Here is a 25,103-nt window from a genome sequence, read left to right on the forward strand (position 1 = left end):
CCAAAGGTCCCGGAGAGCGAAAGAATGGAATCGATTTCCCTTACAGCATTCAAAGGAGGACTGAGAATGAATTTCTTCAGTAACACGAGCACCAGGGGAAAAATCCTGGCGCTGGTCGCGGTGATGGCGTTTCTCCTCGTATCGGTGGGGTACATTGGATACCGTTTCACCACAAAGGGGGCTGAAGATACGAGATTTATGTACTACGACCGCCTCCTGCCGGTGGACTGGCTGAACAACACCGCCACCAACGCCACGGGCATCAAGGCTAACGTCTTCGCCCTCATGACTGCGGCGGACGAGACCGTCAGGAAAAACCTCAACGACGAAATATCCGAGTTCGTCCGCCGGAACGACCGCAATCTGGAACAGATCGGCCGCCTGGAACTGGAAACGGCTGACCGGGAGAACCTCTCAAGGATTCTGGCGGCCCTGGAGGTCTGGCGCAGGGAATGGGGGCATACCCGCACCCTTATCGGGGAGAACAAAAGGGAAGAGGCTCTGGACTATTTCCTGAAAAACGGCCTTGCCGCAATTTCGGCCTTCCAGGGGGAGATTCAGAAACTGCTTGACCGCTACCATTCCCTCGGGGAGAAAGCCTACCGGGAAACTGCGGACGATGCTGCTGCGGCCATCAGCCTCATCCTCGGGATCTCGGCAGGGGCCGTGATTTTTGCCGTGCTCCTGGGGCTGTTCATCGCCTCCCGCATCGCGGGGCCCCTCAACCGTCTCCGGGCGGGGGTCGAGAAGTTCGCCGGCGGAGATCTCACCGTGCATTTCGAGGCAAGGACGAAGGACGAAATCGGCCGCATGGGGGCGTCTCTCGAGGAGATGGCAGAAACGCTTCGGGACTCTATGAAATCCATCGCCGCAGCGGCAGACCGCCTCGGGAACAACGCCGAGGACTTTTCGGCCATCGCCGAGGAGTCCAACGCCGGGGTGGAGGAATCCAGGGCAGGGGTTGACGACGTCTCCTCCCAGATGGACAGCCTTGCTGCCGCCAGTGAAGAGATCAATGCCTCCGTGGAGGAAGTGGCGAGCGGCGCCCAGTCCTCCGCCCAGAAGAGCACCGAGATGGCCACGGAAGTGGAACACGCCCGCATGGCGGGGGAAGAGGGAATGAAGGCCGTCAACCAGGTGGTGTCCAGCGTGGCCGGAGTGGCGTCTGAATCGGAGCAGGCGGCGAAGGAAGTGAAGAGCCTCGGCGACCGTGCCCGGGAGATCCAGAGCTTCGTCTCCCGGATCGGCGGCATCGCCGACCAGACCAACCTGCTGGCCCTGAACGCGGCCATCGAGGCGGCCCGGGCCGGAGAGGCCGGACGGGGATTCGCCGTGGTGGCGGAGGAAGTGCGGAAGCTCGCCGAGGAGAGCAACGAGGCGGCGAAGAAGATCGCGGAGCTTGCGGGAGTCATCACCAAGGATCTGGACAGAGTGGTTGCAACGTCTGAAAAGAGCGCGAAGAACTCTCATACCTCGGCGGGACTCGCCGAGGGGACCCGGGAGACCATAGGGAAGATGATGGAGGCGCTGTCGCTCATTTCATCGGCGACCCAGGATCTTGCGGCGGTTTCCCAGGAACAGGCGGCGTCGAGCGAGGAGATCGCCGGGGCGGTTCAGAACATAGTGTCCAGAGTGAGCGCCGCGGCTGCGTCTTCGGACATTGTCCGGGACCAGATGGGTGAAGTGGCCGCATCGGCGGAGCGGGTGGCTCAGGGTTCCGAGGATCTTGCGAAACTGTCGGTGGAACTGCGGAAGCTGGTAGAGCGTTTCCGGTTCGACCACGGAACGGAGAGCCGGGGGCTGGTCCCCGCTGCACACAAGCCTGTCCGCGGGAAAAAATAACCGTCCCCCTGCGTGAGAATTAAGAGACTGAGGCGGAGATTCTTTCCGCCTCAGTTTCTTTTTGCAGGGAACCGGCGGTCCTCTTCTCCTGATCCCGACAATGAAGTGTTCATCGGGATTCAGGGAATCAGGAAGCCGGAAATCGACACCGAAGAGGCGTGGGAGCCGGCGGTCCTGTCTCCGGTTCACCTTTTTTCTGTTCCTTTATCAAACTCACCGGCATATTTCCATGAAGAAAAAACTTTTTGAGAGCTTTTCCATTTTTAGGAGTTGCCGGAGAGAAGACTGCAGGTGTAAAATGAATCCGAATTTTCAAGTGTTCCGTGTTTTTATTCCCTGAAATACCACCTCATAAACCCCGAGAATCACGGAGCTTCACAGGATATGCAAGAATGCACCGCATCCAAAGGAGGACGAAAGAGATGAGCAGTTTCGGAAACATGAACACCAGGAGCAAAATCCTGGCGCTGGTGGCGGTGATGGCGGTGCTTCTCGGTTCGGTAGGGTACATAGGGTACGTTTCCGAGAAAGAGGCGGTGGAGGATATGGGGGTACTCTACGCTGACTCCCTCGTCCCCATCGCCCTGGTCTACGACAGCCTCGTCCACGGCAGGGCCATCCAGGCGAACCTCTACGCCCTCATGCTCACCACCGACGAAAAGGAGAACCAGGCACTGCTCGCCGACAATCAGAGGCGCAGGGACACGGTGGACAGCAATATCGCCGCCTACGAAAAAACCAACCTCACGGATTTTGAAAAAGAACACCTTCCGAAGGCGAAGGAGTTTCTGATGCAATACCGCCCTCTTCTCGCAAAAGCCACGGAACTGGCAGTAGCGAACAAAAACGCTGAAGCCTACGAACTCTTCAAAACCCAGGCCCTTCCGGTCTTCGCCAAGTACCAGGCGGAGATGCGGGCCCTGGGGGAGTTCAACAGAAAGAACGCGGAGGAGGTCTTCAGGGAGAATCAGCGGCAAGCCCAGCTGGCCCTTCGCCTCATCCTCTGGATCTCCATCGGCGCTGTTATCCTTGCCGTACTTTTAGGCCTCTTCATAGCCTCCCGGATCGCGGGGCCCCTCAACCGTCTCCGGGCAGGGGTAGAGCAGTTCGCCGGCGGCAACCTCACGGTTGCCTTCGAGGCGAAAACAAAGGACGAAATCGGCCGTATGGGCGCAGCCCTTGAGGAAATGGGGGAAAAGCTCCGGGACTCCATGAAGGCCATCGCCGCGGCCGCCGAGCGCCTGGGAAGCAACTCCGAGGAGTTCTCCGCCCTCGCGGAGGAATCCAACGCCGGGGTGGAGGAATCCAGGGCCGGTGTGGACGACGTCACTTCCCAGATGGAAAGCCTGGCCGCAGCAAGCCAGGAAATCAACGCCTCCGTGGAGGAAGTGGCCAGCGGCGCCCAGTCCTCCGCCCAGAAGAGCACCGAGATGGCCACAGAAGTGGAGCACGCCCGCATGGCGGGGGAAGAGGGCATGAAGGCCGTCAACCAGGTGGTGTCGAGCGTGGCCGGAGTGGCCTCCGAATCGGAGCAGGCGGCGAAGGAAGTGAAGAGCCTCGGCGACCGTGCCCGGGAGATCCAGAGCTTCGTGTCCCAGATCGGCGGCATCGCCGACCAGACCAACCTTCTGGCCCTGAACGCCGCCATCGAAGCGGCCCGGGCCGGAGAGGCCGGACGGGGGTTCGCCGTGGTGGCGGAAGAAGTGCGGAAGCTCGCCGAGGAGAGCAACGAGGCGGCGAAGAAGATCGCGGAGCTTGCGGGGATGATTACAAAGGATCTGGACCAGGTGGTCTCCGCGGCGGAAAAGAGCGCGAAGAACTCCCACGCCTCGGCGGGGCTTGCCGAGGGAACCCGGAAGACCATAGGGAAGATGATGGAGGCGCTGTCGAAGATATCGTCAGCCACCCAGGACCTTGCGGCTGTCTCGGAGGAACAGGCGGCGTCGAGCGAGGAGATCGCCGGGGCTGTGCAGAACATCGCGTCCCGTGTCAGCGCCGCCGCGGCTTCGTCTGACATGGTCCGGGGACAGATGGCGGAGGTTGCGACGTCGGCGGAACGGGTGGCCCAGGGGTCCGAAGAACTGGCAAACCTTTCCATGGAGCTGCGCAAGCTGGTGGGGTACTTCCGGTTCGAGCACGAAGGGGAAAAACGGGGGCTGGTCCCCGCTGCACACAAGCCTGTCCGCGGGAAAAAATAACCGTCCCCCTGCGTGAGAAGTGAAAAAGGCTGAGGCGGAGATTCTTTCCGCCTCAGCCTCTTTTTGCAGGGAACCGGCGGTCCTCTTCTCCCGATGTCTCAGGAGAGAAGAAGCAGTAGGTGTTTCTCCCCCGGGACTTGGCCATGTACATTGCCAGGTCGGCGTTCTTCAGAAGGGATTTCGGGTCACGGCCGTCCCCGGGGAAGAGGCTGATGCCTATGGAGGGACTGATTCCCAGATCATTGCCGTCAATGTTGAATGTTTCGGACAGGGCAAGGATGATCTTTTCCGCCAGGCGGGAGGCGAAAGGAGCCGCGGGAAGGCCGGGAAGGACTATGATGAACTCGTCTCCTCCTATCCTTGCCACGGGGTCGGATTTCCTCACCTGCGCCCTCAGGCGGCCCGCGACCAGAACGAGGAGCCTGTCCCCCGTCTCATGCCCCAGCGTGTCATTGATGGTCTTGAAAAAGTCCAGGTCGATATAGAGAACGGCCAGCTCCTGTTTCTGAATCCCGGCCTCGGAGAGGAGCCTGTCCAGCCGTATGTCGAGAGAGCGCCTGTTGAGCAGGCCCGTCAGGGGATCTTTGTTCGCCATGGACCGGAGTTCCCGCTCCAGGGCCTTCCGGCGTTCGATGTCTTTCGCGAGAAGAGCGTTGCTCTCCTCCAGCTGCTCCGTCCTCATCCTGACCACGGACTCGAGGTTTTCGTTCTGCTTCAGCAGTTCGGCCCTCGCCTCGAAGATTCGGCTGAGCAGCTGCTCAAGGGCTCCGTATACCCGGCCGATGTCGTCGGGGCCTTTTTTTGCCCTCAGCGAGGCAATCTGCGCCATCGACAGGCTGCCTATGGAATCCGCCGTCCTGACCAGTTCGGCGAGAGGCTCCTCCACAATTCGGCGGAACAGGCGATTCTGGATGATCAGGACGCCGGCAAGCATCAATATTCCTGCCGCGGCAAGCCTGAAGACGGAGCGAAGGGTGTTGCGGAGGATGGCCCCGCGGTTGACGGACACCGCTGCAAAACCGAAGAGGGTATTATCAGTCCCCGTGATGGCATGCAGGACAACTTGCTCCATTGTGCCCTTCCCTTCCTGCAGGGTGCGGGTAACCTCGCCGCATGGAAGTTCCGGCGGAACGCCGTACCCGGCCTCACTTCCGTAGAGCAGGCGGCACTGCGTGTCATAAACAGCCGCACTCAGCAGCAGGGGGTTGTTCGCCGTGGTGCCTTCGCAGACTTCGTCAAAGGCCAGAAAATCAGTTAGGCTGAGTCCCATCCGCAGAAGCTGCCCGGCCTTGCCGGCCAGTTCCGCCGCGGCGAGCCTTGCGTGGGATGCCCCATGTTCCTGGTGGAGCCGGTAATGTATCGCTCCGCCCCCGGCGATGATGAACAGGGCCACCATGGCCGAGAACATCAGGGAGAGAAGGTTGAGTCTCCTGTGAATTCGCAGGGTACTGAGCAAACTCCAGCCGCCTTTCAGAAAGTCGCGGCGCGTCAGGCTGATCATTGATCCCAGGAAAAACCGGACAGCACCGTCGAGCCGAGCAGCAGGCCGGAACGGATCCTGATGCCGAGTTTTTTTGCCCTGGCAAGGGAGATCATCGGCCGTCCCTTTGACGATGCTTCCGGGGGAATGTCCGAAGGGGGGATTTTTTCGAGAAGAATCCTCCTGGCCATTCGTCCGGCAGCAAGTCCCTGCTCCGTTCCGCTCACGGTGAGGGCGCAGAGGGTACCCCGCTCCACCCTGGTATCCCAGAAGGAGAAATCCGGCAGGCTGCTGTTTTCCGTCACCCAGCGCAGCACCGTTTCGTAGTCGGTGAAGCCTCCCCCGTCCGCGGCAAAGCGAAAAATACCAAGGAGTCCTACGGCGTCAACGGTTTGTTCGAGGCGGCTCATGACAGTCTTGAATTCCTCGAAGCTTTCGGGCTGAATCCATTCGACCGATTCCAGTCCGAGATCCTCACAGGCGGCGACGGATTCCCCGATGCGCTGCCGGACACCTTTCCAGGTCGGATCATCGTCGGTGACCACTGCGATCCGGCGTATTTCTCCGGGCCAGATTTCCCGGAGGAGCCGAAGGGTACCGGCGAAGTGTTCCCTTTCGAAGACGCCGGTGACATTGGGCGCACCGGAAAGGCCCAAATCTCCGGGAGTCTTGTTCACTCCCGAGAAGACGAAGGGGATGGGGCCATTGACGAAATGGACCGTGACCTCGGCCTGTGCGGCATCATCAGTGACGAAGACAAGGTGAGGTCCCCAGCCTTCGATAAGCTCACGGGCTCTCTGCGCAGCCGCTCCCACGGACTCGTCGGTCTGGTTTTTCACATCCATGTCCACGGTTCTGAATTCGGCGTCCACCCCGCCAAGACCGGCTTTGAAGCCGTCAGTCTGTTCCCGGACCCAGATCCAGTCCGAGCTGTAGCTGTTCACGATGAGGATGCGGAAAGGGGCGGCTGCCGAAAAAGCAGGCAGAGCCATCGCCAGGAGAAGGCCTGCCGTGAAGGATGTTATTGAAAATGAAAACAACCGTTTTAATGCCGGGCTGCTCAAAGAAGACACCAGAAGAAACGGGAATATACATAATGTAAAATTTCTGACCGCATATCAAAAACTCCCGAAAACAAAGCTGAATTTATATAGCGAATATTTAAATTACTCCTGACAAATTGCTCCCGAAAAAGATAGCACTTTTTTCCGCAAAAATAAAGAGGGAGCTGATGCTCCCTCTGTAAAAGGGTGCCGGCTGCTTTCCCGGTCCGGAACGCTCGCCGGGCACGGGTGCTCGGACCTGCAAAAGATCCCCTCCCCTGAGGATAAAGGGAAAAAAGCCGGAGTTGGCAAATCACTCCAGCTCCGGTTTTTTATTCTGTCCGTGAAACCGGATCTGCCGCTTTGAGCGGGTCGGGAATGATTTACAGCTTTGCGATCTCCTCGTCCGCGATCTCCTTGTAGGTCTTCAGGCCCGTCACCCTGGCGGCAAGCTCGGTGAGGGGGACGATATCGTTTCTCCCGATATGCTTCAGGGTAAATTTCCTGTTCAGGCCCATCATCTGGCGCAGCCCCGCGGAAATTCTGCGGAGATAGGAGTACACGCCGATCGCCCCCGTGGATATGTCCTTCACATCGTTCCCGTAGAACTCCTTCAGCTCCCGGACGCCCTCGAAAATTTCATCCCGGGTGGAGCCGAAGGCCTGGAGATTCTTGGGGACGTTCCCTTCTTCTATCATTTTGCCGATCTGGCTGCCCGTCATGGCGGCAGCCATGGCAGCCCTGCCCACGCCCACGAGGCCGATATAGGGCGCACCGAGGGCCAGCCCCTTGTATATCTGGTCTTCCAGGGCGAAACCTCCCGCTATGACGACCTGGGGCAGAGGGTAGTTTTTCTCGTCCATTTTCTTCAGCATGTCAAAGAGCAGGCTCTCCATATAAACGGTAGGAATTCCCCATTCATTCATCATCTTGGCGGGGCTGCTGCCCGAGCCGCCCCCGCCGCCGTCGAAGGTGACCATGTCGACGCCGGCTTGTGACGCGGCCTTGAGGATTCGGAGGAGATCCCGGGGATCGAAGGGACCGACTTTGAAGCAAACCCTCTCCGCTCCCAGCTTTCTGAGTTCCGCAACCCTCTGCACCAAAAAGTCTTCGTCCCAGAAAGGAAGCTGCCCCAGCCGCTCAAAGACCTGACCGATGCCCTTTCGATGGTTTTCCGCCACTTGGGGGTCAGAGGGGTCGGGATAGACCAAATATCCTCTTTTCCTGAACTTCAGGGCCTCCCCGAAATCCGTAATGCGGTTCATTCCCTGGATGCCCTTCGAGCCCTGGCCGAATTTCAGCTCCACGGATTTTACGCCCAGCCTGGTGATTCCGTAGTCGAGGGCTTTATGCCTCTCGTCGTCGTAATTGGCCTGGAGGATGATGTCGCCGTATCCCCGGTGGAGTCTGCGGAAAGCCGACAGCATTGCCTCCATTAAAGGAGAGGACTGGACGAGCCCGTTTTCAAGGACGAGATCCCCGTCCTTCGCTATAACGTCTTCACCTATCACCACGGCGACGCCGGCCAGGGCTGCTCCCGCGTAGTAGTCCTGCCAGTTGAGTTTTGCCATGGCGGGAAAGACGATGGGGGCGGTCAGGTTCACTTTGTTTTTCAGCCCGAAGGCGGCATCGAGCTTTACCTTTGCCCAGGCCGCGCTTTCGGCGTTTTCATCCGTTCCGAAGGCGCCGAAGACCCGGCCGTTGATGTTGAAGTGGGAAAAATCCAGGGGGTAGTTCTTTTCCGAGGCGAACTGGTTGATATTCGTCCTGTAGGGGTAGATGGCCTCGGTTCCCCTCACTGCGGACAATCCGATCTCGCAGGGCCCGATGCAGTCTGCGGCGCAGACAGTGCACATTCCGGAGAAAGGGGAGACGTTATCGGGCGTACGCATTCTGGTGTTCGTCATGGAACTTCCTGCGGGGGGGCTGTATGTCACTATGAAAACCTCCTTCAATATTTTTTTTGCCTGGGTACACCGTGGAGTGAAAAAATCCGGTTCGGAGACAGCCGTCACACTTTTTTCCAATCACCTTCTCACCTTTTTTCCGAAAGGGACGATGTTATTTTTCTGACTTTTCCCCAGTATATACCCGGCAGGATATTTTTCAATTCCGGCGTGCATGCCTCAAGACTCCCGCAAAATGATTCTCACTGACGCCGGGTGTCTTTTTCGCCTGAAAAAGAAGGCCGGTAAGGGAAAAGGTAGCGCAGAACAGTCCGTGAATATCGCCCGAAAAATCGAAAAGAGCGGTTGTGGAAGAGGAAGGTACGCTGTCGGACTCCTTTTCCATTTCTCCTTTTATTGTTATAATTCCCATGCCAAAAAATGTATATTCCGGAGGTGAGATCATGGCGCGGTTCTTTACATGACGGGCCTCCCGGTGCACGGGATGCATTTTGGAATACACCGAAGGAGGGGAACCCTATGACCGATTTGAACAACGCCGGGTCCGCCGGCCGTTTTTTTGCCTTCAGGCTCTTTCCGGGGGAGGATCTGCTTGAGGGGATCCGGAAGGCTGTCAGGTCCGAAGGCGTACGGGCAGGTTTCGTGGCGGCCGCCGTGGGCAGCCTGTCCAGGGCCTGCCTCCGGTATGCCGGGAAACCGGACGGAACGATCCTTGAAGGGTGTTTCGAAACGGTCTCCCTCTCGGGAACGGCGGAAGAGGGAGGGGAGCACCTCCACGCTTCCCTCTCCGACCCTGAAGGCAATGTCGTCGGCGGGCATGTTCTCGAGGGGTGCGTCGTGCGCACCACCATGGAGATCATCCTCGGGGAGCTCCCGGAGCTGCGGTTCTCGAGGGAGTACTGCCCGTCGTCAACCTATATGGAGCTGGCGGTTCACCGCCGCACTAACGAAAAAGGAGAATGAAGGATGAAAAACAGAACCCTGGTACTTATCGCCTTGTGCATCGCGCTGAACATCGGCCTCGGGCAGGCGGCCTCAACCCTGAAGCTGCCCATCTTCCTCGATTCCATCGGCACCGTCCTGGCGGCCCTCCTCATGGGCCCGTGGATCGGAATGGCCACGGGGCTCGTCACCAACCTGCTGTGGGGCGTCATTTCCGGGCCCGTGGCGGCGGCCTTCGCTCCCGTGGCCATGGTCATCGGTCTCGTGGCAGGACTGGCGGCCCGGAAGGGGCTGTTCCGCAGCCTCGCGGGCGCCGTGATTGCCGGAGTGGTGATCACCCTTTTCGTGACTCTCGTCGCCACGCCCATACGGACCTACCTGTTCGGCGGCGTGACCGGGTCGGGGGCGGATTTCTTCGTGGCCTACCTGACCGCCGTGGGGCAGAGGCTTCTCCAGTCCGTCGCCCTGACGGTGATCTGGACCAACCTTGTGGACAAGATCGTGGCCTGCCTTGTGGCCCAGGCCGTGGTGCGCCAGCTTCCCGGGCGGATCCGGAGCCTCTTCCCCGGTGCCGAAAACGTGGCCTGAGCGGACGTGAGGAAAATAGGCCCCTTCAGGTCCTTTCTCCTCTGGGCAGTGTGGGTCGGGGGCTCCATGGGGCTCCCGGCCTTTCCCTTTGCCGCCGTCATGGCGGGACTCTCCGCGGGAGCGGTCCTCCTCTGGCCGAGGGCGAGACGCCGTGCCAAGGCCGTCGCCCTCTTCATGCTCCCCCTGGCCTTCGGTTTCTGGCTGATCCACGGCGGCGCCCTCCAGCTTTTTCCGGGGGTGGCCGCCCAGCCGTCCCGGGCCGTGTGGGCTTTGGGACTGTGGCTCCGCATTCTCTCCGTGATCTCCGCGAGCCAGCTCTGGCTTGAATACGTTCCTCCTCCGGTGCTGATCCGTTCTCTCTTCGCGGGCAGGCTTCCTGCCTCCTGGGCCTTTCTCCTGGCCAGCCCCCTGCTGCTGGCCGGGCAGATACGGGCCCGGGCCGCCCAGGTGCGGGAGGCCCAGCTTTCCCGGGGGGTCCCGGTCCACGGCACCTTCTTTGAACGGGCGTCTTCCCTGACGGCGCTGGTCTTTCCCCTGGTGCTCGGCCTGCTGAACGAACTGCCCGCCAGGAGCGCCGCTCTCGACATGAAGGGCTTCGGACTCTTTCCCCGCAGGTCGTCCCTCGCCGGGGAGGAGAAGACGGGGCCCAGGCCTGCCAGCGAACCGGCTCCTCCGAAATACCACGGGGCAATGGCCGCAGTGAGGGAGGCCGCTTTTCTTGCCCCGGGAGAAACAAAACCCGTCCTGGAGATTCCGGAGTTTTCCGTTTCGCCTGGAGACACCGCATTCCTTGAAGGGGGCAACGGGAGCGGAAAATCCACCCTAGCCTCCATGCTCTCCGGGGCCGTGCCGGAGCACAGGGGCGGCTCCATCGCCGGAGAGGTCCGGGTGCTCGGGGAAGACGTGACATCGAGGAGCTGCCTCGCCTGGTCGCCGGACGTGCAGGCCGTGCAGCAGAACCCCGTCCTGTCTCTCTCCGGATGCACCTTCACGGTCCGGGAGGAGGTGGCTTTCGGTCCGGAGAACCTTGCCCTCCCCCCGGCGGAAATCCGTTCCCGGGTGGAACGGGCCCTTGATCTCGCGGGCATCGCCCACCTCGGGGACCGGAATCCGGCGTGCCTTTCGGGCGGGGAAGCCCAGAAACTGGCCCTCGCCTCCGCCCTGGCCATGAACCCCCGGCTGCTGGTGCTCGACGAGGCTTTTTCCCGGATTCATCCCGCCGACCGGCACTCCCTCGCCTCCGTTCTCCGCCGGCAGGCCATGGAAACGGGCTCGGCCCTGGTAGTCCTCGAAAAGCCGGGGAACGCCTCTTCATCGTGGTCCGCCCCGGCAGGGCATTTCCGGGACGGCCGCCTTCTCCCCGGCTCCTCGCCTGTTCCGGTCAAGCGTCAGTCATCAGGTCCTTCTCTTTCTTCCGGAATAAATGATGACCAACCGGTGCTGGAAATTGAAAATCTCTCCTTCCGGTGGAAGGGTGAATCCTCTCCCCTCCTCCGGTCGGTGAACGCCGTCCTCCGCCCGGGAGAGCGGGCCGCCCTCACGGGACCGAACGGCGCCGGAAAATCCACCCTTATGCGCCTGTGCGCGGGGCTCATCGAACCCGAAAGGGGGGCGGTGCTGCTGGGAGGCGTGCCCGTGGGCTCCATGGCTCCCGGAGAACGGGCCGCCCGGATAGGCTTTCTCTTCCAGGACGCCGAACGGCAGATCTTCCACTCCACCGTTGCCGGGGAGGTCCTCTTTTCCCTCAGGAACTCGCCTCTCTCGCAGGACGAGCGCATGGAGCGCATGCGGCAGGCCCTGGAGGTCACGGGGCTTTCCGGGAAGGAGGAGAAGCATCCCCTCGACCTGAACGCCGCCGAGCGGAGGATGGTGGCGGTGGCTTCCCTTTCCGTCCGGGAGGGAGATCTCCTGCTGCTGGATGAGCCCACCAGGGATTTCGACCCCGAATGGCAGGGCCGGTTCGAGGAGTGGATGCTTTCCCGTCCGGAGGCCATCGTGGCGGTCAGCCACGATCCAGAGTTCTCCGGACGGCTTTTTCCTGCCGTCTGGAGCCTGGACAGCGGCCGCCTCACAACCTGATTTCTCCGTCCCGCTTTTTTCCTGCATAGATTACTGATTTTGTAGGAATTGGATTTCCGGGAGTGGAAAAAATACCCATCATGGTATATTATTTTGCCGTGGAAGTTTAGAAGATCGAACATTTCTTTTCGAGGAGGCAAAACCATGGCACAATTTGTTTTTTCCGTTCCCGACATGTCCTGCGGCCACTGCAAAATGAGAATCACCAAGGCTCTCGAGGAAGCGGGGTTTTCCGGTTTCGACGTGGCGCTGGAGACGAAGACCGTTACCGTCGAGGCCGCCGACAGCGAGGCTGTTCGGGCCGCCATCGACGAAGCGGGCTATGACGCCGTTCTGAAGCAGTAGACGGGCCTGTTCGAAGGTCATCAGACCCCTTTTCTTCGCGGAAAGGGGCTTTTCATTTTTCGGAGGTTGCCATGAACGAAACGAAAGATCAGCAGTTCAAGACGAGCCTCACCGTCACGGGGATGACCTGCGCCACCTGCTCCCGCATGGTGGAGCGGTCCCTGAAGAAGGTGGACGGCGTGGTGTTCGCGGCGGTGAACCTGGCCACAGAGACGGCCTTCGTGGTCTCCGAACGGGACATTCCCCGGGAAATACTCGAGACCGCCGTGAAGAACGCCGGATATTCCGTGTCGGACGAGCGCCCCGAGGACCTGGAGAAGACCCGGTACAGGAGGATAAAAAAGAACGTGGCCGTGTCGTGGCTGGTGACGGCACCTCTCATGGCCCTCATGGTGCTCCACATGCTGGGCCGCCATGTTCCCTTCTACCACCCCCTGGAGTTCCTGGGCGGCGCGCTGGTTATTTTCTGGGCGGGAAGGGATTCCCTGAAGGGGGCGTGGATCGCCCTCACCCATTTCCACGCCAACATGGACGTTCTCGTGGTGGCGGGCTCCACTGCGGCGTGGGCCACGAGCGGACTCGCCTATTTCGGCCTTCCCGTGGCCTCCTTCGGGGCGGTGGGAGCCATGATCATGGCCCTTCATCTCACGGGGCGGTACATCGAGTCCCATCTCCGGGACAAGGCCTCCAAGGAGATACGCTCCCTCCTGTCAATCCAGGCCCGGGAGGCCCGGGTGCTTGAGGCCGACGGCCGGGAAATCATGATCCCCATCGAGGCCGTGAAGGAGGAGATGGTGCTCCTGGTGAAGCCGGGGGAACGCATTCCCGCCGACGGTGCTGTAACTGAGGGGGCCACGTCGGTGGACGAGTCCATGATCACGGGGGAATCCCTTCCCGTGGCCAAGGGAAGCGGGGACGACGTCACCGGCGGGTCGCTGAACCTCACCGGCCCCTTCCGCATGAGGACCACCCGGGTGGGAGAGGACAGCTTCCTGGCGAAGATGGTCTCCCTCATCCAGGAAGCCCAGGGGGCCAAGGTACCCATCCAGGCCTTCGCCGACCGGGTGACCAACTACTTCGTTCCCGGCGTGGCGGTTCTCTCCCTGGTGAGCGCCTTCTTCTGGTACCGGGGTGCGGAACGGTTCGGCTCCTTCCTCGACGGTGCCGGGCAGTGGATCCCCTGGGTGACATCCGTGCGGGACCCCCTCTCCCTTGCGGTCTTCGCCTTCATCACCACCATCGTCATCGCATGCCCCTGCGCCCTGGGGCTTGCCACGCCCATGGCCCTCATCACCGGCACGGGGGCGGCCTCCCGCAAGGGGCTCATCATCCGCAACGCCGAGGCCATCCAGACGGCCCGGGACGTGTCCGTGGTGGTCCTGGACAAGACCGGCACCATCACCGAGGGAAGCCCCTCCGTGGTCGGGACAGACCTTTCGGCGGACGACCTGGCGGCGGCGGCTTCCGTGGAGGCCTTCTCCAACCATCCCCTGGCCAAGGCCATCGCATCGGCTTCCGATGAGCGTCGCCCCGTCTCCGACGTGGAGGAGATCACCGGCGAGGGTGTCCGGGGAACGGTGGACGGGGTGGAATACTTCGTCGGGAAGCCCGGAGACCCGGCACGGTACGACGAACATCTCTCCATGGGCCGCACCGTGGTGGAAGTCCGGCGGGCAGGAGTGCTCGCGGGTTTTCTCGCCGTGGAGGATCCCCTCCGGGAGGACGCGGTTGAGGGCGTGAAGCGCCTGTCCGGCATGGGCATCACCTGCGTCATGGCCACGGGGGACAACGAAAAGACCGCCCGGGCTGTGGCGGCCCGGGTTGGGATCGGCGAAGTGCACGCCGGGGTCCGGCCCGACGGCAAGCTGGACCTGGTACGGCAGCTCCAGGCCCGGGGGGGCAAGGTCCTCATGACCGGCGACGGCATGAACGACGCCGCGGCCCTCAAGGGCGCCGACATCGGCGTGGCCGTCGGGTCGGGCACCGATCTCGCCATCGACAGCGCCGACATCGTCATCGTCAGGGGAGGCATCTCCCGGCTGGCCGACGCCGTGGCCATTTCGCGGAAGACCTTCACCGTGATCCGGCAGAACCTCTTCTGGGCCTTCGCCTACAACGTGGTGGCCATTCCCCTGGCCATGGCGGCCCTGCTCCATCCCGTCATCGCGGAGGGAGCCATGGCCTTCAGCTCCATTTCGGTGATCCTGAACTCCATGCGGGTGAAGTGAGCCCTTTGTTTTCCGGAAAAACCATGATATGGTCATCCCAACGATCTTTTTTTAGACAGGGGTGCTTTTTGTGAAGACAGGAAACGTGCTGAGGGAAAACTGGATCGAAATCGTTTTTTTCGCGGCTGCGGCGCTTCTCGGGGGAGGGTATTTTCTGTACGGCGGTTCCATGCTGAGCCCATCGTGGTTCGTGGCCGGGTTTCTTCTCCTTTTTGCCATGATGCTGATGAGGAGCATCTCCGGCTGTTCCGGTCCCGCCGCGACGGTGACTGAATGGATAGCCCGGCTTTCACGGTCCGAGTCCGTGGATCTGCGCCGGACGGTGGATGTGCCCGAGGGGTCGAAACTGAGCTCCGTGGCGAAAGCGCTCAATGCGTTCATTCATTCCATACGGATGCATTTTTTGAGGATTATCCAGGGGCTTCACAGGTTCACGTTCAACTTCTTCCGTCTCGAACGGCAGCTCGGAGATTTCTTCGAGGCATTTTCCGCCATGTCCGCAGAAGTGAAGGAAGGAATAACCTCGGGAGAGACCGTGTCGCACGCCATGGAAAGCCAGTATGCCGCGTCGGAGGAAATTTCCGCCACGGCACAGGGCCTTGCCGGACTGGCGGCTGAACTGAACCAGGCTGTCGCCGTCGTGGGAGACAAGGCCGACGCAGGGACCAGGCGCCTCCGGGAGATGGAGCGGACTTTCTCTTCAGTTGTGGAGCAGACGGAGGCCCTCTCCTCAGAGGCCAGAATCCTCTCCGGCAAGGTGGACCTTATCCAGGGAGTGGTACATGCCATCACGGGGATTGCCGAGCAGACGAACCTCCTTGCCCTCAACGCTTCCATAGAGGCGGCGCGGGCCGGTGAAGCAGGCAGAGGATTTGCCGTCGTCGCCGACGAGGTCCGAAAACTGGCCGAGGAGAGCAAAACGGCGGCCGAGACAATCTCGAAAAATCTGCAGGAGCTTGTCTCCGGAGTGCACACAACTTCGGGGGGCGTCGAGACGATGGCGGTCAGCATGAGAGAAGCCGACGGGAATGTTCAGGTCATCCTCTCGGAGATTTCCGCGGTACTCGAGGGGATTGCCGGAATTTCCGACTCTTCGGAGCGGGTTGCGGCAAGCGCAGAAGAGCTGGGGGCATCGTCGGAAGAAATGGCGGCTTCCGCCGAGACCGTCACCAGGGAAACGGAGAAAATGCGTTCCATTTTCGGCTCCATTGAAGACCACATATCCTCCCTCTCCTTCACAGCGGAAGGGCTCAAGAAAACATCCGGCGAGGGAGCCTCGGACGCTTCCTCCCTGATCGGGGGACTTTCAGCCCTGAGAGCGATGAAAGCGGAGGATTTTGCCGTCATCGCCGAAGATGCCGTCAAGGCACACCAGGGATGGATGGCCGACCTGAAGAAGTTCGTCGAGGGCGGCCGGTGGAACCTGGAGACAAACCCCAGGCGCTGCCGTTTCGGCATCTTTCTCTCGTTTGTGGAGCGTCCCGAGGGAACCCCGGAAGAACTGTGGAATAAAATAGTTGCCATGCACGAGAAGCTCCACGGTCTGGGACATACAGTCAATGATGCGGTACACCGCGGAGACAGCAGTCGGGCCCGGGAGCTTTTGAAGGAGACCGAGGCTCTCAGTGCGGATCTTTCCGCTTCGCTGCTCCGGGTGGCGGACATCTGCCGCGGGCAGGGGAAGCGGGAAGACAGCCCCGGCGCTCTCCGTGCCCTTCCGGGAAGAACAGTGTAGTCCTGGAGAATTGGGGAGAACAAAAAGCCGGAGCATCCCGCAGGGGGCGCTTCGGTTTTTTTTGCTTTCCGGTGAGCGGCTGAGCGGATCCTGTTCGGTCTCCTTTATTTCAGCAGGGCCGGCAGCCATGTGGAGACGGTCGGCACGAAGGTGACCAGCAGCAGTATAAGCACGTTGCAGATGATAAAGGGCAGGGCATGGACGAAAATCTCCGTGATGGGCTTCTTGCAGATCTTGGTGCAGACGTTGAGGCACATCCCTACCGGGGGCGTCACCAGGCCGATGGCCATGCCGGTTATCATGATGGCGCCGAACTGGAGGTCGTCGACGCCGAGTCCTCTCATGACGGGGAGCAGCACCGGGCAGAGGAGCATGATGGAGGGGGCCACGTCGACGAAGAGGCCGACGACCAGGATAAGTACGTCCAGAAAGAGAAGGATCCAGAAGGGATGGACGTCGAGGCCGAGCATGAAGGCGCTCACCATGGCGGGGACCTGTTCCACGGAGAGAATCCAGACGTAAATTGTGGAGAATCCCACGACGAACATGATGGAGCTTGAGCTGAGCACGGTTTTCTTGAGCATGCCCCCGATCTGTCCCAGGTCGAGCTCCCTGTAGACGAAAAAGCCGAGGACCAGGGCGTAGAGGACGGCAACCCCCGCCGACTCGCTGGCGGTGGCGATGCCGAGCGAGACGGACAGGACGATGATCACCGGCATGATGAGCGCCAGGACGCCGTCCTTGAAGGTGTTTTTGAAATCGGCGGCGTCGAAGGGGGTCCGGGGAGGATGGTATCCTCTCTTCCGAGAAATGACCCAGACGAGAGCCATCTGCGACAGGCCGATGAGTATTCCCGGAACGAGCCCGGCGAGGAAGAGAGATCCCACGGAGGCCCCGGAGACCATGGCGTAGAGGAGCATGGGAATACTGGGGGGGATGATCATGCCCATGGTGGACGAGGCGACGGTGACGCCGGCGGAGAATCCCGTATCGTACCCGGCTTTCTCCATCTCCGGAATCAGGATGGAGCCGATGGCTGAGGTATCGGCCACGGACGAGCCGGTGATGCCGCCGAAGATCATGCTGGCGATGACGTTGACCTCTCCGAGCCCGCCGCGGATGGGGCGGACGAGATAAAGGCTGAATTTCAGGATGCGGCGGGTGATGCCGCCGCTGTTCATCAGTTCACCCGCCAGGATGAAGAGGGGCAGGGCGATAAGGACGTAGCTGCCGGAGCCTGCCCAGACTCTCTGGGTGAAGATTCCCGCCAGGGACGGCTTGAGCAGAAGGAAATAGGCCGCAGCTGAAGCCCCAAGGGAATAGCAGATGGGAACTCCGATGACGACGCAGACGAGCAGGGTGGATAACAGAATGAAAACGGCCATGGGGTTTCCTCCGCTATACCGGTTGGATTTCGTTCTCTGCCGTTCCCGTGCAGGCGGGGAGCTTCTTTCCCCTGAAGAGGGAGACGAGCCGGACGGATTCGTAAAAAGTCACGATGACGGCGTTGACGGGAAACATCACATAGAGAAATTTCACCGGAATGCGCAATCCGGGGGTCAGTGTACCTCCGACCTTGGCAATCCAGTTGATGCCCATCCTGAGCAGAAAGACCTGGAGGAGGATGACCACCACTATCTGCAGGACCTTCACCGGACGTTCTAGGGAAGGGGGCATTTTTGAGGTGAAATAGTCGATGCGGATATGCTCGTCGCAGCGGACGCCAAGGGCGGCGCCGAAGTAGGTGGTTGCGTAGAAGAGCACCGATATGGATTCCTCGGCCCAGATGAAGGTTATTTCAAGGACGTAGCGGCTGAACACGAGGGTAATGACGGCGATGGTCATTGCCCCTGTCAGGAGTACGCACCAGAAAGTGAGCAGCCTGTCGAATCTCTCCAGAAATTTCTCCATGGTTCCCCTCCGATAGGGACGGGCAGGGAAGCCTGTTCCCTGCCCGCAGGTATTTTGAACCGATGCCGCTACCGGGAGGCTGCCTCCCGCATCCTGTCAAGCATTTCCTGGGTGAACATGCCCTTGGCGATGTAGTAATCGTAGACGGGCTGCACCGCCTTGACGAAGGCCGCGTGCTGCTCCTCGGTGAGGGTGGTGATTTCCATCTTGTCCTTCAGGAATTCAAAGCACTTGGCGTCATCCGTCGCGATGATCTCGTCGCTCATGAGCATCATCTCTTTGGCGGCCGCTCTGAGGATCCCCCGGTCCTTTTCGGAGAGGGCCTCGAACCAGTCCTTGTTCACGTAGAACATCTCCGCGTGGTATTGGTAGTTTACCAGCGTAAGGTACTTCTGCACTTCGTGGAATTTCATGGAGACGATGTTGGTCAGCGGGTTTTCCTGTCCGTCGGCAACGCCGGTCTTGAGGGCCATGTAGGTCTCGACGAAGGGGATGGAGACCACGTTGGCGCCGAGGGTTTCCATGGTCTTGACGATGGTGGACATGGGCGGGGTCCGGATCTTGAGTCCCTTCATGTCCTCTGGTTTCGTGATGGGACGGACGTTGTTCGAAATGTGGCGGAAGAGTCCGGAATCTCCCGTGGCGATAATGAGAAGTCCCGCCGGTTCGGCTGCCTTTGCGATCTCCTCGCCCAGGGGGCCACGGGTGATGTTGTGGATTCCCTTGACGTCCGTGAAGAGGAAGGGCATGGAGTAAATTTCGAGCAGAGGGGCCGCCTCTTCGAAGCCGCCGCTCCGGAAACCCTCCACGGTTCCCAGCTTGACCGCTTCCAGGGTTTCCATCTCCGTGCCGAGCTGCCCTGACGGGTACAGTTCCACCACGACCCGTCCCTCGGTCTCCTTTTCCACTTTTTCCTTGAACATGAGCAGCGATCTGTGGCGGAATGTTTCTGCGTTCATGGAGTGCCCGATCTTCATGGTCGCCTGTGCCGCCAGGGCGCTCTCGGCGAGAACTCATCCCAGCAGGACGCAGACTACCGCCGCTGCAGCCAGGACCATTGTTCGTGCGCTTCTCTTCATCTTTCTGCACACCTCCCTGAAAAAGTGACTACGGACTGCCTAATTGCGGTGCGTACTTCGCTGAATCTTTCGGGCAGACAACCGGCCCCGGCGGGGCCGCCTCGGCCTGTATGCCTCCGGCGAACTGCTGTTTATCACTCCTTCCGCGCCGGGCTTTTTACTTCATGACCGACATGGGTACATGGTCCATGTCGGTGAATTCCTGGTTCTCCCCCACCATGCTCCAGATGAAGCTGTAGCAGGATGTGCCTGCCGCGCTGTGGATGGACCAGCTCGGGTTGATGACGGCCTCTTCATTTCGGACGACGATATGGCGGGTTTCTTCAGGCCTGCCGAAGATGTGGAACGTCACGCCGTCCTTGGGGATGTCGAAATAGAAATAGACCTCCATCCGCCGTTCATGGGTATGGCACGGCATGGTGTTCCAGACGCTGCCGTTTTCAAGCTGGGTGAGACCCATCATGAGCTGGCAGGTACTGCAGACCTCCGGATGGATATACTGGTTGATGGTGCGGACATTGGCTTTTTCCGGCTCGCCCATTTTGACTTTTTTCGCCTTTTCGATGTCGATATAGCAGTTGGGGTGGGATGTGTGGGCCGGGGCGCTGCTGAAGTAGAAATGGGCGTGGTCGTCGTGATTGTCGCTTTCGAAAATGAGGTTCCTGATTCCGGCGCCGAGGTAGAGACCGTCCAGCTTCTTGAGGGGGAACCGTTCTCCGTCGGCGATGACTGTGCCCGGTGCCCCCACGTTGATGATCCCCATCTCCCGGCGCTGCAGAAAGAACTCCGTCCCGATCTCCCTGCCGCATTCCAGCGACAGCGGGATTGTCGGGCAGGCCCCTCCGGTGATGATGCGGTCGATGTGGCTGTAGGTCATCCTGATCTCCCCGGGAACGAAAAGGCGGGTGACGAGGAAGTCATTCCGGAGCCGATCGGTATCGTAGTGCATGAAGTCGTCCGGGTTTGCTCCGTACCGGATGTCGAGTTTCACGGGAAATCCCCCCTTTGAAATTTTTAGAGGCCGCCGGGGCCTCCGTTTGTACTGTAGCCGAGTTCGTAGGAAATGATCCTGGCCGTTCCGAAAACCCGTTTCCCGACGGTCTCCACCCTGTCGTCGGTAAAGCGGAAGACCGGTCCTGCCACGCTGACCGCACCGACAGGATAGCCGTCCTTTCCGAGAATGGCGGCGCCGACGCATCGGACGCCGATCTCGTTCTCCTGGTTTTCCTCTGCGTATCCCTTCTTCCGCGACTCTTCAATGAGCCTGTTGAATGCGTCCCTGTCAACGATGGTCCACCGGGTCCGCGGAAGGAGTTCCCTGGAGGACAGATAGGCGTCGAATTCTTCAGCCGGAAGGGCGGCCAGTATCGCCCGCCCGGCGGAGGTACTGTACAGCTCGAGCCGTGAGCCGATGCGTGAATCAAGGCCCGTGACGTTGTAGGTGTGCATTTTCTCCAGGTAGAAAGCTTCCCCCTTCTCGTAGATGAAGAGGTTCACCGTCTCGCCCACGTCCCGCAGCAACTCCTTGAGGTGCTGGCGGGCGAACTTGGCCAGCCCCGTCTGCTGCTGGTAGGAATTGGCCCAGACAAGGCTTTTCGGGCCGATGCGGTAGCGGCCGATGCCGTCCTTGAGGACGACGTAATTCTCTTCGCAGGTCGCCAGAACCCTGTGGACGGTCGTCCGTGACAGCCCCGTCGCTTCGGCGATCTCCTTGATGCCGGCGTAGTCGTTTTGCCCGGCGAGATAGGAGAGAATCCCGAAAAAACGCTCAAGAACACGGATTCCCTGTCTGTCAGCGGACGATTCTTCCGTTCGGTCCGATTTTTTCACGCTAACACTCCTTTTTCCCTCATTCCGAACGTGTTTCATCTATCGGAATCATCGTGCTTTTTATCCGCCTGTCAATTTATTCATTCCGCTAGTCGGATTTCATATTCCAGTTTAATGGGAATTATAAACCTGTTTTTTCTTTCGCGCAAGAAAGAAAATTTTCTGCTTTTGGAAAAAAGCTTCGGGTGGCGTTCTCATGGGGAAAACAGAAGGGTAAAAGGAAAATGCAAAAGGAAAATGCAAAAGGCCTGCCCTTCCTGCCGCAGGGGCAAAACGGTCCGGCCCCGCTCGGAAAGGGTTTTTCACCGTCACTGAACCGGGAGACAGCGGTGTCGATGTCCTGCAGGCTTATGCCCGCTTTACTGCAGTCACTCCGGTTTGTTGCGGTATTCCGCGGCTTCTTCCTCAGTCAGCCGGGTGAGGAATTCTTCGTCTTCAGTTCCGTTGGTCAGGTATTCATAATCGGTCCTGTAGAGGAACCATGCACCGCAGGAAGGGCATTGCCGGAGCTGGAGCTTCCGGCTGCCCAGGGGCTGAAAATCCTTCACTATGACAAGTTTTTCGGCTGCCTCCGGCAGAAAGGTATCGTGTTCCGGCCAGCCGAATTTACTATAGGCGTACTCGCTGTCCGACAGGCCTGAACAGACTTCGCAGGCTCGGGAGGAATTTTCTCCGGTGGTCATCGGTCTTTCTCTGCCATCATCGCTTCCGCGTCCCTGTACAGTCCGAGCCATCCGAAACCCAGGATATGCCCGGTGTCCAGTTCCCTCAGCAGTCCGGGAAACACTTCCGCCAGGAAGGGGTGCTGCTCCGCCAGGTTCCGGATGGAAGTACAGGCTTCTTCCCGGATCCGTCCCGCTTCATCCTGGTAGCCGTGGTCCTCGGCGTCGTTGGCGCTTCCGACGGCCGAACAAAAATGCATCAGCAGGCTCACGGCGGTTCTTTCTTCGCCGGAGAGTCTGCCCGGCTTTCCCTTGGGTTCCATCGTCACTCCCTCCTTCCATTGAAGGAAATGAAAAAAACCCGGAAGATCCCCATGCAGGATGCTTCCGGGTTTTTCCTGTCTTTGATCAGCAGCTAACAGCTGCCGGAGCAGCCGGCTCACCCGCCGCCGCAGCTTCCGCTCCGGAGGCGTTCGATGGCCGGAAGAAACACGTCAAGAATGGGCTGCAGGTGTTCCGTTCCCGCTTCGCCTTCCTCGAGTCCGAGGTGCTCCATGAGGTCTTCGGCGGTATCGACGCCGTTGGCCGCGGCATTGACCACGTCCCTGAGGGTGATGTTCTTGCTCTCCACCACCATGGTGTCGGCAGGCACTCTTCCCCAATCCATGAGTAATTCCTCCTTCCGTTCGAAAATCGGCCCTTGTTCCGAAAAAGGGTCCTCCGGAAGAAAAGCCGGAGGTATTATACCCTATTTCGGTATTTCCGCCATCGGTTCTTTTTTCAGCCCGGAATTTCCTGTCCGGAAACGCAATCCCTACTCCGCCGCCGCTCCGATAAAGATTGATTCCACGCGTCCGTCCTTCATGGTGAAGACGAGTCCCCCGAAGACCGAACCGGCGATGATCGTATCCGGCAGCAGGCTCTCTTCGCGGTTGAACTCCGCACCGTAGGCTTCCAGTACCTCTTTCTGCAGACTCCCGATCCCTATGCCGCGGCTAGTCTTTTTTCGGGACGGCGCTGAAAGGGTCACCGAATCGGCCTTGCCGGTTCCTGACGTTCCTTCCCTGACGAAATCGACGGCGATCCCCATTTTCCCGTAAAACCATTGCTGATGAATAAGGCCGTCGGCGCCCCACTCTTCGGCTTTCGATTTTTTCTCAGGTCTGCCGAGGAGCTTCAGAATTTCCTTTTCCGTCTCCCCATCTTCCAGAACGAAGAGCTTCTCCCCGGAAAGGAGCCTGAAGCCGATGGCGGCGAAGTCCTTGGGCAATACGGTGCCGGACGGGGGCAGAATTTTTTCTTTTCCCACGCTCGTGAGCGTCCATTTGACCGAAAGGCCTTCTTTGTCCATCGTCAGAATTCCCGTCCCTCCGCTCACAGCAATAGTTGCGATGCTCCCCCCAGCTGATCCTTCAATGCCGGCTTCCCGGTATTTATCCAGCCCGGAATCGTAGGCGGAAAAAGTTCCTTCGAGCACTGAACCGTTCTGGAGCAGGTCAAAGGAGTACTCCGTCCCGTCTTCACCGGAAAAGGCCCATATTCCCGTAAAGTCTGCGGCTGCGGCCGCAGAGGTGAAAAGAAGAAACATCGCGAGGAAAAGCGGACAGCATAAGCGTTTCAAAGTTTATTCCTCCCAGGAGAATGAGTTCTGAAAAACCGGAAGAGTTCTGCAGAAGCTTCTCCCGACGATCGAATTATACTCCTGTTTTCCAGCCCGGCTCACACCGTGCCGTTTCCTGCCCTGGGGATTCCAGAGCCTTTCTGATGGAGCGGAGGAAGGGGACGGCCTTCGACCGGAGCAGCCCTCTGTCGGTGCCGCAGGGCTCGAAGAGGGAGATGAGGGCGCTGCCTGCCATCCCGTCCGCTCCCTCCGTTCCGGGGAGCTTCAGCAGGTTCCCGGTGGTGTCGAGATCAGGATCCCCGGCGGAAATATGGGTGAAGGTCGTCTTTTGCCTTCGAAGACTGTACCGAGGTGCCCCTCACTTCTCCTGCAGGAGGGACAGGATGGTGTCCATGTCCTTGTCTCCCCGGCCGGACAGGTTCGCCAGAACGATGCTGTCCTTCGGCATGCTCCCCGCCGACCGGTAGACGTGGGCGAGGGCGTGGGAGCTTTCCAGGGCCGGGATGATCCCCTCCAGCCTGCATGTCCGCAGAAAGGCGTCCACGGCCTCGTCGTCGGTGGCGGAGACGTAGGACGCCCTGCCCGTTTCGGCGAGGTGGCTGTGCTCGGGGCCCACGCCAGGGTAGTCGAGCCCTGCGGAGATGGAGTAGGCCGGCTGGACCTCGCCGTTTTCATCGTAGAGGACGTAGGAGTAGGAGCCGTGGAGCACGCCGGGCTTCCCCTTCGTGAGGGTCGCGGCGTGGAATTCGGAGTCCACGCCCTTCCCTGCGGCCTCCACCCCAACCAGGGCCACTTCCGGGTGTTCCACGAAGGCATGGAAGAGCCCCATGGCGTTGCTTCCGCCGCCCACGCAGGCCACCACCCGGTCGGGAAGGCGCCTCTCCTTTTCGAGGATCTGGGCCTTGGCTTCCTCGCCGATGATCTTCTGGAATTCCCGCACCATGAGGGGATACGGGTGGGGGCCCACCACGGAACCGAGGAGATAGAAGGACTTTCCCGCCTCCCCCACCCAGGCGGCGATGGCCTCGTCCACGGCGTCGGCCAGGGTGCGGGTGCCCGAGGTGACGGGGATCACCTCCGCCCCCAGGAGCTTCATCCGGGCCACGTTGGGGGCCTGGCGGCGCACATCCTCCTCGCCCATGTAGACCACGCATTCCAGCCCGAAGAGGGCCGCGGCGGTGGCGGTGGCCACGCCGTGCATTCCCGCCCCGGTCTCGGCGATGACCCGCTTCTTCCCCATGCGCTTCGCCAGAAGGGCCTGCCCCAGGACGTTGTTGATCTTGTGGGCCCCGGTGTGGTTCAGGTCCTCCCGCTTGAGGTACACCTTCGCCCCTCCGAGAGATTCGGTGATGCGGGGAGCGAAATACAGAGGCGACGGCCGGCCCACGTAGTCCCGCAGCAGATGGGTCATTTCTTCAGCGAAGGACGGGTCCTCCCGGCTGGCGAGAAAGGCTTCTTCCAGTTCGCCAAGGGCGGGAAGAAGGACTTCCGGAACATGCTGGCCCCCGAAGGGACCGAAGGTCATGGATATCTTTTTCATGGCTGATCTCTCCTTTTTGTATGCGTAAATTTGAACTTCTCTTTCCGGAAGGGCCTCAAGGCCGTTCCGGAGG

24 protein-coding genes are annotated in these 25,103 nt (G+C 60.3%); 10 read left to right on the plus strand and 14 right to left on the minus strand.

Annotated features, from left to right (window positions below):
- The first annotated feature begins 66 nt into the window (after positions 1-66).
- Both C8D99_RS07110 and C8D99_RS07115 read left to right on the plus strand, forming a co-directional pair.
- Entirely contained in the window at positions 67-1,842 is a 1,776-nt protein-coding gene (locus C8D99_RS07110) for a methyl-accepting chemotaxis protein (protein WP_166670063.1), read from the plus strand.
- A 422-nt stretch (positions 1,843-2,264) separates the two neighbouring features.
- Entirely contained in the window at positions 2,265-4,040 is a 1,776-nt protein-coding gene (locus tag C8D99_RS07115; protein ID WP_166670064.1) for a methyl-accepting chemotaxis protein, read from the plus strand.
- 52 nt (positions 4,041-4,092) lie between these two features.
- Here C8D99_RS07115 and C8D99_RS07120 read toward each other — a convergent pair whose 3' ends face one another.
- Together C8D99_RS07120 and C8D99_RS07125 are read right to left on the minus strand one after the other, a co-directional pair.
- Entirely contained in the window at positions 4,093-5,541 is a 1,449-nt protein-coding gene (locus tag C8D99_RS07120; protein ID WP_133957448.1) for a GGDEF domain-containing protein, read from the minus strand.
- Positions 5,538-6,512: an ABC transporter substrate-binding protein gene (locus C8D99_RS07125; RefSeq protein ID WP_133957449.1), complete on the minus strand. Its 975-nt coding sequence runs from the start codon at positions 6,510-6,512 to the stop codon at positions 5,538-5,540. Before C8D99_RS07125 ends, C8D99_RS07120 begins: the two co-directional genes overlap by 4 nt.
- Before the next feature lie 19 nt (positions 6,513-6,531).
- Between C8D99_RS07125 and C8D99_RS15180 the strand changes: the two genes are divergently transcribed.
- Positions 6,532-6,696: a hypothetical protein gene (locus tag C8D99_RS15180; RefSeq protein WP_166670066.1), complete on the plus strand. Its 165-nt coding sequence runs from the start codon at positions 6,532-6,534 to the stop codon at positions 6,694-6,696.
- Positions 6,697-6,946: 250 nt separating this feature from the next.
- Here C8D99_RS15180 and C8D99_RS07130 read toward each other — a convergent pair whose 3' ends face one another.
- A complete protein-coding gene (locus tag C8D99_RS07130; protein WP_133957450.1) occupies positions 6,947-8,500 on the minus strand; it encodes a glutamate synthase-related protein in 1,554 nt (517 codons plus the stop codon).
- Positions 8,501-8,989: 489 nt separating this feature from the next.
- Here C8D99_RS07130 and C8D99_RS07135 point away from each other — a divergent pair, with 489 nt between their 5' ends.
- From C8D99_RS07135 to C8D99_RS07160, 6 genes are all read left to right on the plus strand, one after another.
- Positions 8,990-9,433: a PPC domain-containing DNA-binding protein gene (locus C8D99_RS07135; protein ID WP_133957451.1), complete on the plus strand. Its 444-nt coding sequence runs from the start codon at positions 8,990-8,992 to the stop codon at positions 9,431-9,433.
- Between the two features lie 3 nt (positions 9,434-9,436).
- A complete protein-coding gene (locus C8D99_RS07140) occupies positions 9,437-10,000 on the plus strand; it encodes an ECF transporter S component (protein ID WP_133957452.1) in 564 nt (187 codons plus the stop codon).
- A gap of 6 nt (positions 10,001-10,006) precedes the next feature.
- Positions 10,007-12,079: an ATP-binding cassette domain-containing protein gene (locus C8D99_RS07145; protein WP_133957453.1), complete on the plus strand. Its 2,073-nt coding sequence runs from the start codon at positions 10,007-10,009 to the stop codon at positions 12,077-12,079.
- 144 nt (positions 12,080-12,223) lie between these two features.
- Positions 12,224-12,424 (plus strand): heavy-metal-associated domain-containing protein, encoded by a 201-nt coding sequence (locus C8D99_RS07150; RefSeq protein ID WP_133957454.1) that lies wholly within the window; start codon positions 12,224-12,226, stop codon positions 12,422-12,424.
- A 71-nt stretch (positions 12,425-12,495) separates the two neighbouring features.
- On the plus strand, positions 12,496-14,652 hold the full coding sequence (locus tag C8D99_RS07155) for a heavy metal translocating P-type ATPase (RefSeq protein WP_133957455.1): 2,157 nt from the start codon (positions 12,496-12,498) through the stop codon (positions 14,650-14,652).
- Positions 14,653-14,722: 70 nt separating this feature from the next.
- Positions 14,723-16,387 (plus strand): methyl-accepting chemotaxis protein, encoded by a 1,665-nt coding sequence (locus tag C8D99_RS07160; protein WP_133957456.1) that lies wholly within the window; start codon positions 14,723-14,725, stop codon positions 16,385-16,387.
- A gap of 104 nt (positions 16,388-16,491) precedes the next feature.
- On the opposite strand, the gene C8D99_RS07165 is transcribed toward C8D99_RS07160, so the two are convergent.
- The 3 genes from C8D99_RS07165 to C8D99_RS07175 all read right to left on the minus strand — a co-directional run bounded on the left by C8D99_RS07165 (position 16,492) and on the right by C8D99_RS07175 (position 19,257).
- On the minus strand, positions 16,492-17,772 hold the full coding sequence (locus tag C8D99_RS07165; protein WP_133957457.1) for a TRAP transporter large permease: 1,281 nt from the start codon (positions 17,770-17,772) through the stop codon (positions 16,492-16,494).
- A gap of 13 nt (positions 17,773-17,785) precedes the next feature.
- Positions 17,786-18,298: a TRAP transporter small permease gene (locus C8D99_RS07170; protein WP_133957458.1), complete on the minus strand. Its 513-nt coding sequence runs from the start codon at positions 18,296-18,298 to the stop codon at positions 17,786-17,788.
- A 68-nt stretch (positions 18,299-18,366) separates the two neighbouring features.
- On the minus strand, positions 18,367-19,257 hold the full coding sequence (locus C8D99_RS07175; protein WP_133957459.1) for a TRAP transporter substrate-binding protein: 891 nt from the start codon (positions 19,255-19,257) through the stop codon (positions 18,367-18,369).
- On the opposite strand from C8D99_RS07175, the gene C8D99_RS15185 reads away from it, so the two are divergent.
- Entirely contained in the window at positions 19,256-19,405 is a 150-nt protein-coding gene (locus C8D99_RS15185) for a hypothetical protein (RefSeq protein ID WP_166670067.1), read from the plus strand. The two genes, C8D99_RS07175 and C8D99_RS15185, sit on opposite strands and share 2 nt — an antisense overlap.
- A gap of 129 nt (positions 19,406-19,534) precedes the next feature.
- Here the strand turns inward: C8D99_RS15185 and kduI are convergent, their stop codons facing one another.
- The 8 genes from kduI to trpB form a co-directional block, all read right to left on the minus strand.
- Positions 19,535-20,368 carry a 5-dehydro-4-deoxy-D-glucuronate isomerase gene (gene kduI / locus C8D99_RS07180; protein WP_133957460.1) on the minus strand — a complete coding sequence of 278 codons (834 nt, stop codon included), beginning with the start codon at positions 20,366-20,368 and terminating at the stop codon, positions 19,535-19,537.
- Positions 20,369-20,391: 23 nt separating this feature from the next.
- Entirely contained in the window at positions 20,392-21,207 is an 816-nt protein-coding gene (locus tag C8D99_RS07185; protein WP_166670068.1) for an IclR family transcriptional regulator, read from the minus strand.
- Between the two features lie 368 nt (positions 21,208-21,575).
- On the minus strand, positions 21,576-21,890 hold the full coding sequence (locus C8D99_RS07190) for a hypothetical protein (RefSeq protein WP_133957462.1): 315 nt from the start codon (positions 21,888-21,890) through the stop codon (positions 21,576-21,578).
- Complete coding sequence (locus C8D99_RS07195) at positions 21,887-22,192, minus strand: hypothetical protein (RefSeq protein ID WP_133957463.1); 306 nt, start codon at positions 22,190-22,192, stop codon at positions 21,887-21,889. Before C8D99_RS07195 ends, C8D99_RS07190 begins: the two co-directional genes overlap by 4 nt.
- 116 nt (positions 22,193-22,308) lie before the next feature.
- On the minus strand, positions 22,309-22,536 hold the full coding sequence (locus tag C8D99_RS07200; protein ID WP_133957464.1) for a hypothetical protein: 228 nt from the start codon (positions 22,534-22,536) through the stop codon (positions 22,309-22,311).
- A 147-nt stretch (positions 22,537-22,683) separates the two neighbouring features.
- A complete protein-coding gene (locus C8D99_RS07205; RefSeq protein WP_208321119.1) occupies positions 22,684-23,457 on the minus strand; it encodes a hypothetical protein in 774 nt (257 codons plus the stop codon).
- Between the two features lie 106 nt (positions 23,458-23,563).
- Positions 23,564-23,725: a hypothetical protein gene (locus C8D99_RS15190; RefSeq protein WP_166670069.1), complete on the minus strand. Its 162-nt coding sequence runs from the start codon at positions 23,723-23,725 to the stop codon at positions 23,564-23,566.
- A gap of 123 nt (positions 23,726-23,848) precedes the next feature.
- Positions 23,849-25,030 (minus strand): tryptophan synthase subunit beta, encoded by a 1,182-nt coding sequence (gene trpB / locus C8D99_RS07210; protein WP_133957466.1) that lies wholly within the window; start codon positions 25,028-25,030, stop codon positions 23,849-23,851.
- Positions 25,031-25,103: the final 73 nt, after the last annotated feature.

The sequence above is a fragment of the Aminivibrio pyruvatiphilus genome, assembly GCF_004366815.1.
Classification (GTDB): Bacteria; Synergistota; Synergistia; order Synergistales; family Aminobacteriaceae; genus Aminivibrio; species Aminivibrio pyruvatiphilus.